Origin of the sequence: Actinomadura sp. NAK00032 (assembly GCF_013364275.1) — a bacterium.
Lineage (GTDB): Bacteria > Actinomycetota > Actinomycetes > Streptosporangiales > Streptosporangiaceae > Spirillospora.
In genome coordinates, this window is record NZ_CP054932.1 from 6,056,397 (window position 1) to 6,071,581 (window position 15,185).

The following is a 15,185-nucleotide window of genomic DNA, read 5'->3' on the forward strand; positions in this document are numbered from 1 at the left end:
CGTGCATCCGATCCTCGTGCTGCTGCTGATCGCCGTGTGGCTGGCCGCCATGTGGCTCGGGTTCATGTACGTGTTCCCGGTGCTGTTCGCCGCCACGCTCGTCGTCGCCGGGGCCGCCGCGCTCGGGGTGTACTACCTGCACGCGTGCCGGACGCTGGCGCCGTCCAGCCTGGAGGGCCCGTCGCCGGTCGCCGCGCCGGACACCGCGTACCGGCACTACCTGCTCGGCCAGGTGTGGCGCGACTGGTGGACCATCAGCCGGACGGTCGTCCCGCAGGTGTACCGGACGGCCCGCGCCATCGTCACGCGGCTGACGCGGACGCTGCTCGGCGGCCCGTGGGGGTTCTTCGTCTTCCCGGTGTGGCTGGCGCTGTGCGCGGGCATCGTCGCCGCGGCCGTGCCCGCGTCGGTGTTCGTGCTGGCGCTGACCCTGCTGTACGGGATCGTCGCGGCGGTGGGGCTCGCGGTGTGGCTGGCGTGCGTGCTCGTCCTCGCGGCGGTGGAGCGCGGCTTCATGATGTACGGGCGGATCCTGCAGACCTGCCCGCACCCGTTCTGCTACGAGCGGATCGGCCTGCCGGAGTACGAGTGCCCGGGATGCGGGGCGCGGCACCGGCGCCTGTCGCCCGGCGCGGGCGGCGCGTTCCGGAACGTGTGCCGGTGCGGGGCGCGGCTGCCCACCACCGTCCCGCTCGGGCGGTTCCGGCTCGCCGCGTACTGCCCGCACTGCGGCGGGCGGCTGCCGGAGCGGATCGGGCGGGTCCGGGTGGAGCCGCTGCCGTTCGTCGGCGGGCCGGCGGCGGGCAAGACGACGTTCATGGTCCTCGGCATCCGGGCGCTGCACGCGCGGGCCCGCGCCGGCCACGGGCGGCTCGCCTTCGTGGAGCAGCGGCACGCGCAGGCGTACGCGGGGGCGATCCGCGAGTTCCAGCGCGGCGGGCGGCTCGCCAAGACGGGCCCCGAACTGCCCCTCGCCACCATGGTGGACGTCGAGCTGCCGGGGCGCGCGCGGCGCATCCTCTACCTGTTCGACCCCGCCGGCGAGCACTACACGGGCGCGACGGAGGTCGAGTCGCTGCGCTACCTCGACCACAGCGAGGCGCTGCTGTTCATCGTCGACCCGTTCGCCCTCCCCCACCTGCGCCGCACGCTGACCGGCGACGAGCGCGAGTTCGTCGACCACGCCGCCGTGTCCTCGGAGGAGGACCCCGCCGACACCCTGCAGCGGGTGCTGAACGACCTGCGCTCGCGTCCCGACCAGGGGCGGCAGAAGCGGGTCGCCGTCGTCGTCACCAAGACCGACCTGCTGGTCCGCACCGAGGTCGGCCGCTGCCTCGGCGAGGGCACCGACCTGCGCGAGTGGCTCGGGCGCGTCGGCCTCGGCAACACCGTCCGCACGCTGGACCAGGTCGCCGCGCAGGTGCGGTACTTCGCGTCCGGGCTCGCCACCGACCCGGCGGACGTCGCCGGCCTGCTCGGCTGGGTGACCGGGCTCGGCCCCGCCGGGGCGGCGGACGGCGACGCGCCGCTCACCGACGCGCCGCAGGACCCGCCGGGCACCGCGCCGCTGCGCGCCCCCTGGCCGGTGCGGGGGCGCGGCGCGGGCCGCGTCCCCGTCGGCTACCAGGTGGGGCGCTGGGCCGTGCTGGCGGGGGTGTCGGCGCTGACCGTCGCCACCGTCACCGGGGCGGCCGTCGCCGCCGCCGAGCGCTTCCCGTTCTGAGCCGCCGATGCCGGTGTGACGCACCCCACCTCCTGACATGGAAGATAACGGACCGTCATCGGCTTGACGCCTTTCGGAAGGCATCCCCGCTCCGAAAGGCACTCCATGACGACGCCCGCGCCCGAGGCGCTGCTCGCGCTCGACACCGCGGCCCAGGACCTGCTGTTCCGCGAGGCCCGCACCGCGAACACCTTCAGCACCGAACCCGTCGGCGAGGACCAGCTCCGCGCCGTGTACGACCTGGTCAAATGGGCGCCGACGGCGATGAACATGCAGCCGCTGCGGATCGTGGCGGTGCGCAGCCCGCGGGGCAAGGAGCGGCTGGCGCCGCTGATGAGCGAGGGGAACCGCGCGAAGACCGCCGCCGCGCCGCTGACGCTGATCGCCGCCGCCGACGAGGACTTCCACGAGCACCTGCCGGTCACGTTCCCGCACCGGGAGGGCGCCCGCGAGGCGATGGCGGGCAACCCGAAGCGGCCCGAGCTGGCCCGGTTCAACGCCACCCTCCAGCTCGGCTACCTGATCCTCGGCATCCGCGCCGCCGGGCTCGCCGCCGGGCCGATGACCGGGTTCGACGCGGACGCGGTCGAGAAGGAGTTCTTCCCGCAGGGCGACGTCCGGCCGATCGCCATGATCAACGTGGGCCGGCCCGGCCCGGACGCGTGGTTCGCCCGCAACCCCCGGCTCGACTACGAGAACGTCGTCACCACCGTCTGAGCCCCGAGCCCGCCGCCGGCGCTAGGCGGGCGGCGGGGCCACCAGCGCGGCGAGGACGAAGCCGGCGACCTCCTCCGCCAGCCGCTCCGCCGTCTTCGGGCCGTCCGGCCGGTACCAGGCGGGCATCTGGTTCACCATGCCGAGCGCGACGATCGTCGCGGTCTCGGCGGGCGTGGCGTCGCTGAACACGCCGCTGCGCTGGCCCTGCTCGATCAGGCCGCGGAACGTCTCGTGGTAGCGGCGGCGGTCCGCGCGGAGCGCGCGCATCCGGGCGTCGTCCAGCCGGTCCTTCTCGCGGGCGAACACCTTCGCCTCGTCGATGTGCTCGGCGGTGCTGCGGATCAGCCCGGTCAGCACCCCCCGGACCGCCTCGCGCGGCGGCAGCCCGCGGGCCAGCACGGCACCCATGTCGCCGAGCTGGCGGGCGATCAGCGAGTGGTAGATCTCGTAGAGGAGATCGTCCTTGGAGTCGAAGTAGTGGTAGAGCGCGCCCTTGGTGACCTCGGCCGCCTCGACGATTTCCTGGACGGGCGTCCCGTCGAAGCCGCGCTCGGCGAACAGCCGGAGCGCGGCGGCCAGGATCCGCCGCTCGACCGCGCTCTGCCGCACGGGCGCGGCCGACTCCGGCACCCGTGCGGCGCCGGGCGCCTGCTCTGTGTCCGCCAAGGGGGGCACCTCCTTCGGAGCGGGGCATTGACGCGGACGCGTCCCACGTCTTAGCTTGCCAGAAACCGACCGGTCGGTATGCGCTCCGGTGGGCGCGCAGGCCCAGCGCAGGGAGAGCCGATGCCCGCAGTAGAGACCGTCCGCGGCCCCGTCGACGTCACCGGCCTGGGCCCCACCCTCATGCACGAGCACGTCTTCGTCCTCGGCACCGAGAACGTCGAGAACTACGGCGCGGGTGACTGGTGGGACGAGGAGGAGAAGGTCGCCGACGCGGTCGCCAAGCTCCGGGAGCTCGCCGCGCGCGGCATCCGCACGATCGCCGACCCGACCGTCTGGGGCCTCGGCCGCTACATCCCGCGCATCCAGCGCATCGCCGCGGCGGTCCCCGACCTCGACATCATCGTCGCGACGGGCATCTACACCTACCACGACATCCCGTTCCAGTTCCTGCACCGGGGCCCCGGGACGCTGGTGGACGACGGCCCCGACCCGATGATCGCCGACTTCACCCGGGACCTGACCGAGGGCATCGCCGGGACGGGCGTCAAGGCCGCGTTCCTCAAGTGCGCCGTGGACTCCCCCGGCCTCACCCCGGGCGTCGAGCGCATCCTGCGGGCCGTCGCGGCCACGCACCGCGAGACCGGCGCGCCGATCACCGTCCACACCGAGAGCTCGGTCCACGCGGGCCGCGAGGTCGTGGACGTCCTGCGGGGGGAGGGCGTGGACCTCGCCAAGGTCGTCATCGGGCACGCCGGCGACAGCAACGACCTCGACTACCTGATGGAGCTGGCCGACACCGGCGCGATCCTCGGCATGGACCGGTTCGGCCTCGACATCATCAACCCGACCGGGAACCGGGTCACCACCGTCGCGGCGCTGTGCGGGCGGGGGTACGCCGACCGGATGGTCCTCAGCCACGACGCGAGCTGCTTCATCGACTGGTTCGGCCCCGACCCGGCGACCGTCCCGGCGATGCAGCCGAACTGGAACTACCGGCACATCAGCGACGACGTGCTGCCCGCGCTGCGCGCCGCGGGCGTCACCGAGGCCCAGCTCGACCAGATGCTGGTCGGCAACCCGCGGCGCTACTTCACCCGCTGACCGGCGACACGGCGCCACCTCCTCCACTTTTCGGACTATTTCCCCGGTATCGGGAATCATTGGGGGATCTGCGGGAGGAGGCACCGAGGTGAGCGAAGACCCCGTGCGTCGCGGCGCCCGCGCCGCGGTTCCGATGCTCCTGGCCGCGCTCCTGGCCCTGCTCGCGCCGGGCTGCCGGGTGATGGAGAACGGCGGGCCGGAGGACGTCCCCGCGCCCGTCACGACCGCGGCGGCCAAGCCGTCCAAGCCCAGCGGCCGGCGGCCCGGCGTGGTCAACATCGAGACCGAGCAGGAACTGAACGGCACCCGCGCCGCCGGCACCGGCATCGTGCTCACCGCGGCCGGCCTCGTGCTGACCAACAACCACGTGATCCGCGGCGCCACCGCGATCAAGGGCACCGACACCGACAACCGCCGCACCTACCGGGCCGAGGTCGTCGGCTACGACCGGGCCGGCGACATCGCGGTGATCCGGCTGACCGGCGCGGCCCGGCTGAAGACCGCCGCGTTCGGCTCCGCCGCCGGGGTGGACGTCGGCGACGTCGTCACCGCCGTCGGCAACGCGGGCGGCAAGGGCGGGAACCCCACCGTGGTCACCGGCAAGGTCACCGGGCTGGAGCAGTCCGTCACCGCCCGCGACGACACCAACGGCACCTCCGAGCGGCTCACCGGGCTGATCGAGACCAACGCGCCGATCAAGCCGGGCGACTCCGGCGGCCCGCTGCTGGACACCCGCGGCAAGGTCATCGGCGTCAACACCGCCGCGTCCGCGGGCCTGTCGACGCGGGGCGCGACGCCCGCGAAGGAGCACCGCGGCTACGCCATCCCGTCCGACCGGGCGCTGGAGATCGCCCGGCAGATCCAGCGCGGCCAGGCGTCCTCGACCGTGCACATCGGGCGGACGGCCATGCTCGGCGTCAAGGTCCGCTCCAACGGCCGCTCCCCCGGCGCGCTCGTCGCCGAGGTCGTGCCCGGCACCCCGGCCGAGGCGGCGGGCATCCCGGTCGGCGCCGCCATCGTCACCTTCGGCGACGACGCCGTGGACGCCCCGTCCACGCTCACCTCCCTGATGCTCGGCCGCCACCCGGGCGACTCCGTCCGCGTCGAGTGGACGACCAAGCAGGGCGCCCGCACGCAGGCCACCCTCCGGCTGGCGGAAGGGCCGCCCCAATAGCGGCGCCCGCCGTGCGACAGTGGAGGCAGCCGCCTACCCCGAGGATGTGTTGCCCCATGACGCGCAAGGCGCCCGCCGATGACTTCGACGATTCGGGTCTCGACGTCACGAAGCCGAAGACGTGGGCGGCGGGCGTGCCCGGGGTCACGGCCGCGCTGCGCCAGTCGTACGCGCAGATGGGCGCCGGGCGGACGGCGCTGACGCTGCTGCGCGTCAACCAGAAGCAGGGGTTCGACTGCCCGGGGTGCGCGTGGCCGGAGGGCGACCACCGGCACATCGCCGAGTTCTGCGAGAACGGCGCGAAGGCCGTCGCGGAGGAGGCGACGACGCGGCGCGTGACCCGCGAGTTCTTCGCCCGGCACACCGTCGCGGAGCTGGCCGGGCGCTCCGACCACTGGCTCGGGCAGCAGGGCCGGCTCACCGAGCCGATGGTGAAGCGGGCCGGGTCCGCGCACTACGAGCCCATCGGGTGGGACGAGGCGATCGGGCTGCTGGCGTCCGAGCTGACCGCACTCGGCTCCCCGGACGAGGCCGTCTTCTACACCTCGGGCCGGACGAGCAACGAGGCCGCGTTCGCCTACCAGCTGTTCGCCCGCGCGTTCGGCACCAACAACATGCCGGACTGCAGCAACATGTGCCACGAGTCGTCCGGGTCCGCGCTGAGCGAGACGATCGGCATCGGCAAGGGCTCGGTCCTCCTCGACGACCTCTACCAGGCCGACCTGATCTTCGTCGTCGGCCAGAACCCGGGGACCAACCATCCCCGGATGCTGTCGGCGCTGGAGAGGGCCAAGAAGGAGGGCGCCCGCGTCGTCGCGGTGAACCCGCTGCCCGAGGCGGGGCTGATGCGGTTCAAGAACCCGCAGCGGCCGGCCGGGGTCACCGGGAAGGGCACCGTCCTCGCCGACCGGTTCCTGCAGATCCGGCTCAACGGCGACCTGGCGCTGTTCCAGGCGCTCAACCGGCTGCTCCTCGAATCGGACGCCCCCGGCGCCCTCGACCGGGAGTTCCTCGACGCCCACGCGCACGGGTTCGCGGCGTTCCGCGAGCACGCCCTCGCCCTGGACTGGGACGACGTCCTGGAGGCGACCGGCCTCACCCGCGGCGAGATCGCCGCGACGCTCGGCGACGTCCTCGCCGCGAAGAAGATCATCGTGTGCTGGGCGATGGGCCTCACCCAGCACCGCAACTCGGTGCCGACGATCCGGGAGATCGTCAACTTCCTGCTGCTGCGCGGCAACATCGGCCGCCCCGGCGCGGGCGTCTGCCCGGTGCGCGGCCACTCCAACGTGCAGGGCGACCGGACGATGGGCATCTGGGAGAAGCCGAAGCCCGCGTTCCTGGACGCCCTCGCCGCCGAGTTCGGCTTCGAGCCGCCGCGCGAGCACGGCCTGGACACCGTGGACGCGATCCGCGCCATGCGCGACGGCCGGGCCCGGCTGTTCCTCGGCATGGGCGGCAACTTCGTCCGCGCCACCCCCGACTCGGCCGTCACCGAGGCGGCGCTGCGCGGGTGCCGGCTGACCGCGCAGGTGTCCACCAAGCTCAACCGGTCGCACGCGGTGACGGGCGAGCTGGCGCTGATCCTGCCGACGCTCGGCCGCACCGAGCGCGACGTGCAGGCGTCCGGGCCGCAGTTCGTGTCCGTCGAGGACTCGATGGGCATGGTCCACGCGTCCCGGGGGCGGCTGGCACCGGCGTCCGGGCACCTGCTGTCGGAGGTCTCCATCGTGTGCCGCCTCGCGAAGGCCGCGCTCCCCGGCTCCGCCATCGGCTGGGACGCCATGGAGTGCGACTACGACGTGATCCGCGACCACGTCTCCCGCGTCGTCCCCGGCTTCGCCGGCTACAACGCCCGCGTCCGGGAGCCGGGCGGCTTCACCCTCCCCCACGCGCCCCGCGACGAGCGGAGGTTCCCCACCGCGACCGGCAAGGCCAATCTGACGGTCAACGAGCTGGAGGTGCTGCGGGTCCCCGAGGGGCGCCTGCTCCTGCAGACCGTCCGCAGCCACGACCAGTACAACACCACCATCTACGGCCTCGACGACCGCTACCGGGGCGTCAAGGCGGGACGCCGCGTCGTCTTCGTCAACCCCGACGACCTGTCCGCCCTCGGCGTCGCCGACGGCGCGACGGTCGACCTGGTCTCCGAATGGTCGGACGGCACCGAGCGCCGCGCCCCCGCCTTCCGCGTCGTCTCCTACCCCACCGCCCGCGGCTGCGCCGCCGCCTACTTCCCGGAGACCAACGTCCTCGTCCCCCTCGACAGCACCGCCGAGGTCAGCAACACCCCCACCTCCAAGTCCGTCGTCGTCCGCCTCGAACCGGCGTGACCCGACCGTGCCGCGCGCGGGTCGCGGGGCGGGCGGGAGCGGTTTAGGCTTCGGGCATGACGAACCTGCCCGAGCAGTCGGGGATGTCCGGAGCTCCGGAGATGCGGGCCGGCGACGCCGATCGGGAGCAGGTCGCGCGGGTGCTGCGCGACGCGGCCGGCGACGGGCGGCTCACCCTGGCCGAACTCGACGAGCGGCTCGACGCGGTGTACGCGGCGAAGACCTACGGGGAGCTGGCGCCGCTCACCCGCGACCTGCCGGCGGCGGGCACGTCCGCGCCGGCGGTGCCGCCGCACGGGGCCGACTGGCGGCCGGTGGCGAGCGCGCCGTCCTGGAAGATCGGCATCGGCGTGATGAGCGGGTTCCTGCGCTCGGGCGTGTGGAACGTCCCCGCCAAGTTCACCGCGTTCGCGTTCTGGGGCGGCGGCAAGATCGACCTGCGCGAGGCCCGGTTCGCCGAGGGGGTGGTGACGATCCGCGCGCTGGCGATCATGGGCGGGGTCGAGATCATCGCCCCGGACGACATCACCGTGCACGTCAAGGGCCTCGGCATCATGGGCGGGTTCGACCAGCGGGCGAGCGGCCCGGGGGCGCCGGGCTCGCCGACGGTCGTGGTGAAGGGGTTCGCGTTCTGGGGCGGCGTCGGGGTGAAGCGCCGCAAGCGCCGCGCGGACAAGCGGCGCGAGGAACTCGGCCAGGGCGAGTAGCCGCCGGCCTTCTCGCCGCCCCCCGGGAAACCGTCAGCGCGTCCCGGCGGCGACGCGGTCGAGCCATTCGGCGAGCAGCGCCGCCTCGGTCGCGGTCAGCTCGGGCGGCGGGGCCGCCGCCAGCGCGGTGCGCAGCGCCACGGCGCGGGACGCGACCGCGCCGTCGCCCGGCGCCCCGTCCGGGACGTCCGGGACGGTGATCGCGGCCAGCACCGCCTCCCGGGTGCGGACGGACAGCTCCGCGTCGCCCTGCCGGTCCGCTCGCCGGTCCGCTTGCCGGTCCGCGCCGCCGGAGACGACCGCGAGCGTGACCCCGACCCCGGCGGCGTGGATCATCCGGACGGCGGTCGCGACGGGGACGCGCAGCCGCCCGGCGCGGGCGACGGCCTCGACCAGGCCGGTCAGGATGCGGTCCGCCTCCGCCGCGACGGGCGGCGTGCGGGCCGTGCCGTACATCAGCGTGTAGAACGCGGGGTTGGTGCGGCCGAACTCGACGTGCAGGTCCCAGCCGCGGCGCAGGTCCTCGACGGGGTCGCCGGTGGGCGGCTGGGCGCGCTTGCTCGCCAGGTACTGCTCGAACCCGTGCGCGGCGACGGCGTCGAACAGGCCGCGCTTGTCGCCGAAGTGGTGGTACAGGGTCGGCGCCCCGACCCCGGCGGCGGCGCACACGGCACGGGTCGAGACCGGTTCGCCGCCCGCCTCGGCGAGCAGCCCGGCGGCCGCGCGGACGATCCGGTCCCGCGTGTCGAGGTCCTTCTGCGCAGTCACAACATCGATGTTACAGAAATTTTGGCACCACCGCTATACATCTCCTGTAGCGCGGCTATAGTCTCGACTGTATCGCTGATTAGGCGGCAGCTCGCCGCCGCTACCGAGAGGGGATGCGCTCATGCGCAGCGCCGTTCTGCCCGCCGCGGGCAAGCCACTGGAGATCGTCGAGCGCGAGGCGCCCGAGCCGGGCCCCGGCGAGATCCTGGTCCGGGTCACCGCGTGCGGGATGTGCTTCTCCGAGGTCAACCACCTGCGCGGCCACTACCCGTTCGGGATGTTCCCGACCGTCCCCGGGCACGAGATCAGCGGCGTCGTCGCCGCGCTCGGCGAGGGCGTCGACTGGCCCGCCGTCGGCACCCCCGTCGGGACGGGCTGGATCCACGGCTCCTGCGGCCACTGCGACCAGTGCGTGCGCGGTGACCAGATCCTGTGCACCGGTGCGCCCAAGCGCGTCACGGGCGTCAACACCGACGGCGGCTACGCCGAGTACTTCGTCGGCCGCGCCGGATTCGTCACCCCGCTGCCGGACGGCCTGGACCCGGTCGCCGGCGCCCCGCTGATGTGCGCCGGGATCACCGCGTTCAACGGGCTCCGGCGCGCGGGCGCGGTCGCCGGGTCGCGGGTCGCCGTGCTCGGCACCGGCGGCGTCGGCACGATGGCCCTGCGGTTCGCCGCCGCGATGGGCGCCCGCGTCGCCGTGGTCTCCCGGTCGCGCCGCGCCGAGCGGGAGGCGCGCCGCTTCGGCGCCGAGCTGTTCGTGCCGACCGGCGAGCAGGACCCGGCCGAGGCCCTGCGCGCCTGGGGCGGCGCGGACGTGGTGGTCAACACCGCCCCCGACACCGCGACCGGCCTCGCCGCGTTCGGCGGCCTGCGCCCCGACGGCACCCTGCTCTACCTCGGCATGGGCGCCGAGAACGTCAGCGTGCCGCCGGCCGCCCTGGTGATGGGCCGGCTGCGGGTGATGGGCGTGCCGTCCGGGTCGCCGCACGACCTGCGCGACACGCTCGACTTCGCGGTGGCGCACGGGATCGTCCCCGAGGTCGCGCCGGTCCCGCTGGAGGAGGCGCCGCGCGTGCTGGCCGCGATGGACGAGGGCGCCCACCACGGCCGGGCGGTCATCACCTTCGGGTGAACCGGCGCCAGGGGCGCGCCTTCTCGAAGGCGGCGCAGGCCGTCATGACCAGGGCGTCGGCGTGCCGGGCGCCGACCACCTGGAGGCCGATGGGCAGGCCGTCCGCGGTGAAGCCGCACGGCAGGCTCGCGGCCGGCTGCTGGGTCATGTTGAACGGGTAGGTGAACGGGGTCCAGCCCGTCCAGCGCGGGGACGGCGAGCCCGCCGGGGCCTCCCGGCCCGCCTCGAACGCGGCGATCGGCATCGTCGGGGTGAGCAGCAGGTCGTAGCGCTCGTGGAACAGGCCCATGCGGCGGCCGAGCTCCATCCGGCGGGCGGTGGCGGTGAGGTACTCGACGGCCGAGTACCGCGCGCCCTGCTCGCAGATCTCCCGCAGGCCCGGGTCGAGCCGTGCCCGCTCCGCCACGGACAGGTGCTCGACGACCTTCGCCGCGCCCGCGAACCAGAGCACCTCGAACTCGCCGGCGGGGTCGCCGCCGAGCCCCGGGTCGGCCTGCTCGACCTTGGCGCCCAGCTCGGTGAAGACCTCCGCGGCGGCCGCGACGGACGCGGCCACCTCCGGGTCGACCCGCGCGAAGCCGAGGTCGGGGCTGTAGGCGACGCGCAGCCCGGTCAGGTCGTCCGCGCCGGCGTCGGCGAACGGGACGTCCGGGGGCGGCAGCGCCGACCAGTCGCGGCCGTCGGGGCCGCACACCGCGTCCAGCAGCAGCGCCGCGTCGGCCACGGTGTTCGTCATCGGGCCGGTGTGCGCGAGCGTTCCGAACGGGCTCGCCGGGTAGTGCGGGATGCGGCCGTAGGTCGGCTTGATGGTGAAGGTGCCGGTGAACGAGGCCGGGATGCGCACCGAGCCGCCGCCGTCGGTGCCGAGCGCGAGCGGCGCCATGCCCGCCGCGACGGCCGCCGCCGCCCCGCCGCTGGACCCGCCCGGCGTGCGGGACGGGTCCCACGGGTTGCGGGTGACGCCGGTGAGCGGGTTGTCGGTCACGCCCTTCCACGCGAACTCCGGCGTGGTGGTCTTGCCGGCGAACACCGCGCCCTGCTCGCGCAGCCGCGCCACGGCCGGGGAGTCCTCGTCCCAGGGGCCCGCGGGGTCGATCGTCGTGGAGCCGCGCAGCGTCGGCCAGCCGCGGGTGAGCAGGACGTCCTTGATGGAGACGGGCACGCCGTCGAGCGGGCCGAGCGTCGCGCCGCGGCGCCACCGGTCGGCGGCCGCCCGCGCCATGTCGAGCGTCGTCTCCTCGTCGACGAGGCAGTAGGCGTTCAGCCCCGGATCGTCGCGCGCGATCCGGGCCAGGACCGCCTCGGCGGCCTCGACCGGGGAGAGCGTCCCGGCCCGGTACTCCGCCAGCAGTTCGGTCGCGGTCAGGTCGGCCGCGTCGGCCATGGCTACCCCCTTCGCTCGATGCCGGGACCCTGCCCGGTGCCGGAACCCACGTAGCCGAGCCGCTTGTCGACGACGTTGCGCAGCGGGCGCCCCGCCGCGAAGCGGCCGAGGTTGTCGGTGAACAGCCGGACGAGCTCGTCCCGCCAGCCGATGACGTCGCCGGACATGTGCGGGGACACGATGACGTTCGGCAGCTCCCACAGCGGGGAGGACGGCGGGAGCGGCTCGTCCTCGAAGACGTCCAGCGCGGCGCCCGCGATCCGGCCCGCGCGCAGCGCCTTGACGAGGTCGGGCTCGGCGACCAGCGCGCCCCGGCCCACGTTGATCAGCCGCGCCGACGGGCGCATCCGGTCCAGCGCCGCGGCGTCGATCATGCCGCGCGTCCGCGCGGTGAGCGGCGCCGCGAGCACGACGTAGTCGGCGGCGGCGAGCGCCGCGTCCAGCCGCTCCATCGGGACGACGGTGCCGAGGTCGGGATCGGCGTCGCGGGCGGTGCGGCCCGCGCCGGTGACGGCGAGCCCGGCGGCGGCCAGCCGGCGGCCGATGGCGCGGCCGATCGGCCCGGTGCCGACCACGAGCGCGCGGGCGCCGTCGATCCGCTCGGTCTCGCGGTGCCGCCAACGCCGCTCGCCCTGGAGCCGGACGGTCGTGTGCAGGTCCTTGGCGAAGGTGAGCACCAGGCCGAGGACGTACTCGGCGATCGGCTCGTCGAAAATCCCTCGCGAGTTGGTGACAACCGTGTCCCCCTCGACGAGCGCCGGGAACAGCAGCCGGTCGACGCCGGCGCTCGCGATGTGCACCCACCGGGGGCCGCCCGCGGCCGGCCACGCGCCCGCGAGCGCGTCGGAGAGGAAGTCCCACATGAAGACGGCGTCGGCGCCGGGAAGCGCCTGCGCCAGGGCGTTCTCGCGGACGTACCGGACGCGGGCGAGCCGCTCCGCCGCCGCCATCCCGCGCGGCTCGGCGTCGCCCACGAGGACCACCACGTCGGGCGGCGCACCCGGTGCGGGCTGGACAGGCTCCATCGGCGTCACTTCCGGATCGGCGGAGTTTACGTGAAGGCAACTCGCGGAGGCATTGACACGCTAGGAAGGGTTCGTAGGATTGTCAACAATCAGCGCGATGGACCGCGGCCCCGGTTCACCGCACTGGAACGTGTGCTGCAAGACCGTCGCAACCGCTGCCCATGCACAGGCCAGGACGGATCCCAGAGCGCTCTGACTAGACCCTCGTTCGCGGGGGTGTGGGGGGTCCGCCTCCCACAAACATGGAGAGTCCTTCGGGTGGCGACGCTCTCGCCAACCCCTGTTCACGGGGAGGTCCAGCATGCCCAAGCTCATGACCATCACCCTGGAGCGTCGCGGCGTCTCGTGCGTCGCGGAGCTGCTGGAGAAGGACGCGCCGCGGACCTGCGAGGCGGTATGGCGAGCCCTGCCCCTCGGGGGCGAGGCGTACCACGCCAAGTACGCCCGCAACGAGGTGTACACGATGGTCGAACGGTTCTCCGAGGACGAGGTCGGCCTGGAGAACCCCACCGTCACCCCCATCCCGGGCGACGTCGTCCACTTCTCCTTCCCGGGCGGGATGCTCGACCGCAAGTTCAAGGAGGAGAAGAACATCCACGCGCTGCCCGGCGTGATCGACCTCGCGATCTTCTACGGCCGCAACAACCTGCTGCTCAACGGGGACGTCGGCTGGGTGCCCGGCAACGTGTACGCGACGATCGTCGACGGGCTCGACCGGATGGCGGAGGCGTGCAACGACGTCTGGCGATCCGGCGGTGTCGGCGAGCGCCTCGTCTACCGCCGCGCCGAGTCCTAGAGCGGTGGCCTCGCAGATGACATTCGACCCCACGCTGGTCGTCGGCCCCGAGCTGCTGGCCCAGCACGGCATCGGGGTGGTCGCGCCGTTCGACTTCGCGCTCGACCGCGAGCTGTGGCGGTGGACGCCCGACGACGTCTCGCTCTTCATGACCCGGCTGCCGTACGTCCCGGTGCCGGTCACCGTCGAGATGGCGTCCGCGCTGTCCGACCAGTCGATCGTCCGGCAGGCGACCCGGGACGTCCTCGCCCCCGAGCCGCTCGCCGTCGCCTACGCCTGCGCGTCCGGCAGCTTCATCCGCGGCAAGGCGGGCGAGCTGGAGCTGCACCAGACGATGGTGTCGGCCGGCGCGCCGGTGTCGACGACGACCTCGGGCGCGCTGGTGGAGTCGCTGCGGCTGCTGAACATCTCGCGCATCGCGGTCGTCACGCCGTACATCGACGCGGTCACCGAGCGGCTCGTGTCGTTCCTCGCCGAGTACGGCATCGAGGTGGTGTCGTCGGTGGGGATGGGGCTGCTCAGCCACATCTGGAAGGTCGGCTACGGCGAGATCGTGGCGGCGGTGTCGACGGTGGACGCCCCCGAGGCCGAGGCCGTCTTCATCAGCTGCACGAACGTGCCGACCTACGACATCATCGCGCCGCTGGAGCAGATGATCCGCAAGCCGGTGCTGACCGCCAACCAGGTGACGATGTGCTCGGCGCTGCGCGCGATGGGCCGCTCCGCGGCCGGTCCCGGGCAGTCGCTGGCGCAGCTCGCGCCGTCCACGGCGGCGTGACCGCCATGGGGTCCAAGATCGGCGAAGGTAGGGTTGGCGGGCATATGCGGCAGAACACGGTGAGCGCCGGATTCCTGTACCCGGGATACAGCGCCGAGGACGACTACCCCGCGATCGAGCGCGCCCTGCGCGGCTCGGGGCCCGGCGGGGTCGCCCTGCCGGTCGTCCACACGCTGATGCGCGAGGACGCGCACCGCGTCGACGCGCTGCTGGACATCGGGGGCGACGACGTGCTGGGCGAGGGGGCCCGCACGCTGCGCGGCATGGGCGTCCAGGCCGCGGTCTGGGCCTGCACCAGCGGGAGCTTCGTGTTCGGCTGGGACGGCGCCGCGCGGCAGGTCGAGGGCGTGCGCGCGGCGGCGGGCGTGCCCGCGTCCAGCACGTCGTTCGCGTTCGTGCACGCGGCGGCGGCGCTCGGGCTGACCCGGGTCGCGGTCGCCGCGACCTACCCGGCCGACGTCGCCGAGCGGTTCGTGTCCTTCCTCGCGCACGCCGGCGTCGAGGTGGTGGCGCTGTCCTGCCGGGGCATCGTCACCGCCGCCGAGGTCGGCACCCTCGGGCGCGAGGAGGTGCTGGCCTTCGTCGCGGCGAACGACCATCCGGACGCCGAGGCGGTGCTGGTGCCCGACACCGCGCTGCACACCGTGTCCTGGCTCGACGAGCTGGAGGCGCGGGTGGGCAAGCCGGTGCTGACCGCGAACCAGGTGAGCGTGTGGGAGGGGCTGCGGCTCGCGTCCGGCCCCCGGGGGCTCGCGCCGCGCACCGGGCTGGGCCGGCTGTTCGCCGTGCCCGCCGACGTCTCCGCCGTCCCCGCCGGCCAGGGGGCCGGGCAGGGAGCCGGGCAGGGACGACATACCTGGCAGCTATGACGAAAGGGG

Annotated in this window: 14 protein-coding genes; 10 read left to right on the forward strand and 4 right to left on the reverse strand. The window is 74.2% G+C overall.

What is annotated here, in order from left to right; translation table 11 throughout:
* The first annotated feature begins 1 nt into the window (after position 1).
* Together HUT06_RS27975 and HUT06_RS27980 are read left to right on the forward strand one after the other, a co-directional pair.
* Entirely contained in the window at positions 2 to 1,723 is a 1,722-nt protein-coding gene (locus tag HUT06_RS27975) for a hypothetical protein (protein ID WP_176198435.1), read from the forward strand.
* Positions 1,724 to 1,828: 105 nt separating this feature from the next.
* The gene (locus HUT06_RS27980; protein WP_176198436.1) at positions 1,829 to 2,440 is read left to right on the forward strand and encodes a malonic semialdehyde reductase; all 612 of its coding nucleotides are present in this window, start codon (positions 1,829 to 1,831) and stop codon (positions 2,438 to 2,440) included.
* A 21-nt stretch (positions 2,441 to 2,461) separates the two neighbouring features.
* On the opposite strand, the gene HUT06_RS27985 is transcribed toward HUT06_RS27980, so the two are convergent.
* A complete protein-coding gene (locus HUT06_RS27985) occupies positions 2,462 to 3,106 on the reverse strand; it encodes a TetR/AcrR family transcriptional regulator (RefSeq protein ID WP_254715427.1) in 645 nt (214 codons plus the stop codon).
* 120 nt (positions 3,107 to 3,226) lie between these two features.
* Here HUT06_RS27985 and HUT06_RS27990 point away from each other — a divergent pair, with 120 nt between their 5' ends.
* The 4 genes from HUT06_RS27990 to HUT06_RS28005 all read left to right on the forward strand — a co-directional run bounded on the left by HUT06_RS27990 (position 3,227) and on the right by HUT06_RS28005 (position 8,421).
* A complete protein-coding gene (locus HUT06_RS27990) occupies positions 3,227 to 4,207 on the forward strand; it encodes a phosphotriesterase (RefSeq protein ID WP_176198437.1) in 981 nt (326 codons plus the stop codon).
* An 88-nt stretch (positions 4,208 to 4,295) separates the two neighbouring features.
* Positions 4,296 to 5,381 carry a S1C family serine protease gene (locus HUT06_RS27995; RefSeq protein WP_254715428.1) on the forward strand — a complete coding sequence of 362 codons (1,086 nt, stop codon included), beginning with the start codon at positions 4,296 to 4,298 and terminating at the stop codon, positions 5,379 to 5,381.
* 56 nt (positions 5,382 to 5,437) lie between these two features.
* Complete coding sequence (locus tag HUT06_RS28000; RefSeq protein ID WP_176198438.1) at positions 5,438 to 7,714, forward strand: FdhF/YdeP family oxidoreductase; 2,277 nt, start codon at positions 5,438 to 5,440, stop codon at positions 7,712 to 7,714.
* A gap of 56 nt (positions 7,715 to 7,770) precedes the next feature.
* Positions 7,771 to 8,421: a DUF1707 domain-containing protein gene (locus tag HUT06_RS28005; protein WP_254715429.1), complete on the forward strand. Its 651-nt coding sequence runs from the start codon at positions 7,771 to 7,773 to the stop codon at positions 8,419 to 8,421.
* A gap of 33 nt (positions 8,422 to 8,454) precedes the next feature.
* Here HUT06_RS28005 and HUT06_RS28010 read toward each other — a convergent pair whose 3' ends face one another.
* Positions 8,455 to 9,189, reverse strand: a complete 735-nt coding sequence (locus HUT06_RS28010; protein ID WP_176198439.1) for a TetR/AcrR family transcriptional regulator — start codon at positions 9,187 to 9,189, stop codon at positions 8,455 to 8,457.
* Positions 9,190 to 9,310: 121 nt separating this feature from the next.
* Here HUT06_RS28010 and HUT06_RS28015 point away from each other — a divergent pair, with 121 nt between their 5' ends.
* Positions 9,311 to 10,324 carry an alcohol dehydrogenase catalytic domain-containing protein gene (locus HUT06_RS28015; protein ID WP_176198440.1) on the forward strand — a complete coding sequence of 338 codons (1,014 nt, stop codon included), beginning with the start codon at positions 9,311 to 9,313 and terminating at the stop codon, positions 10,322 to 10,324.
* Here the strand turns inward: HUT06_RS28015 and HUT06_RS28020 are convergent.
* Positions 10,311 to 11,708, reverse strand: a complete 1,398-nt coding sequence (locus HUT06_RS28020) for an amidase (protein WP_176198441.1) — start codon at positions 11,706 to 11,708, stop codon at positions 10,311 to 10,313. The genes HUT06_RS28015 and HUT06_RS28020 overlap by 14 nt on opposite strands.
* Positions 11,709 to 11,710: 2 nt before the next feature.
* Positions 11,711 to 12,733, reverse strand: coding sequence for a D-2-hydroxyacid dehydrogenase (locus HUT06_RS28025; RefSeq protein ID WP_217711491.1), 1,023 nt, complete (start codon positions 12,731 to 12,733; stop codon positions 11,711 to 11,713).
* A 313-nt stretch (positions 12,734 to 13,046) separates the two neighbouring features.
* Here HUT06_RS28025 and HUT06_RS28030 point away from each other — a divergent pair, with 313 nt between their 5' ends.
* From HUT06_RS28030 to HUT06_RS28040, 3 genes are read left to right on the forward strand one after another with little or no spacing between them, the layout of a single operon-like run.
* On the forward strand, positions 13,047 to 13,529 hold the full coding sequence (locus HUT06_RS28030; protein ID WP_176201670.1) for a DUF3830 family protein: 483 nt from the start codon (positions 13,047 to 13,049) through the stop codon (positions 13,527 to 13,529).
* Positions 13,530 to 13,545: 16 nt separating this feature from the next.
* The gene (locus HUT06_RS28035; RefSeq protein WP_176198442.1) at positions 13,546 to 14,307 is read left to right on the forward strand and encodes an Asp/Glu racemase; all 762 of its coding nucleotides are present in this window, start codon (positions 13,546 to 13,548) and stop codon (positions 14,305 to 14,307) included.
* Between the two features lie 44 nt (positions 14,308 to 14,351).
* Positions 14,352 to 15,176, forward strand: coding sequence for a maleate cis-trans isomerase (locus tag HUT06_RS28040; protein ID WP_176198443.1), 825 nt, complete (start codon positions 14,352 to 14,354; stop codon positions 15,174 to 15,176).
* Positions 15,177 to 15,185: the final 9 nt, after the last annotated feature.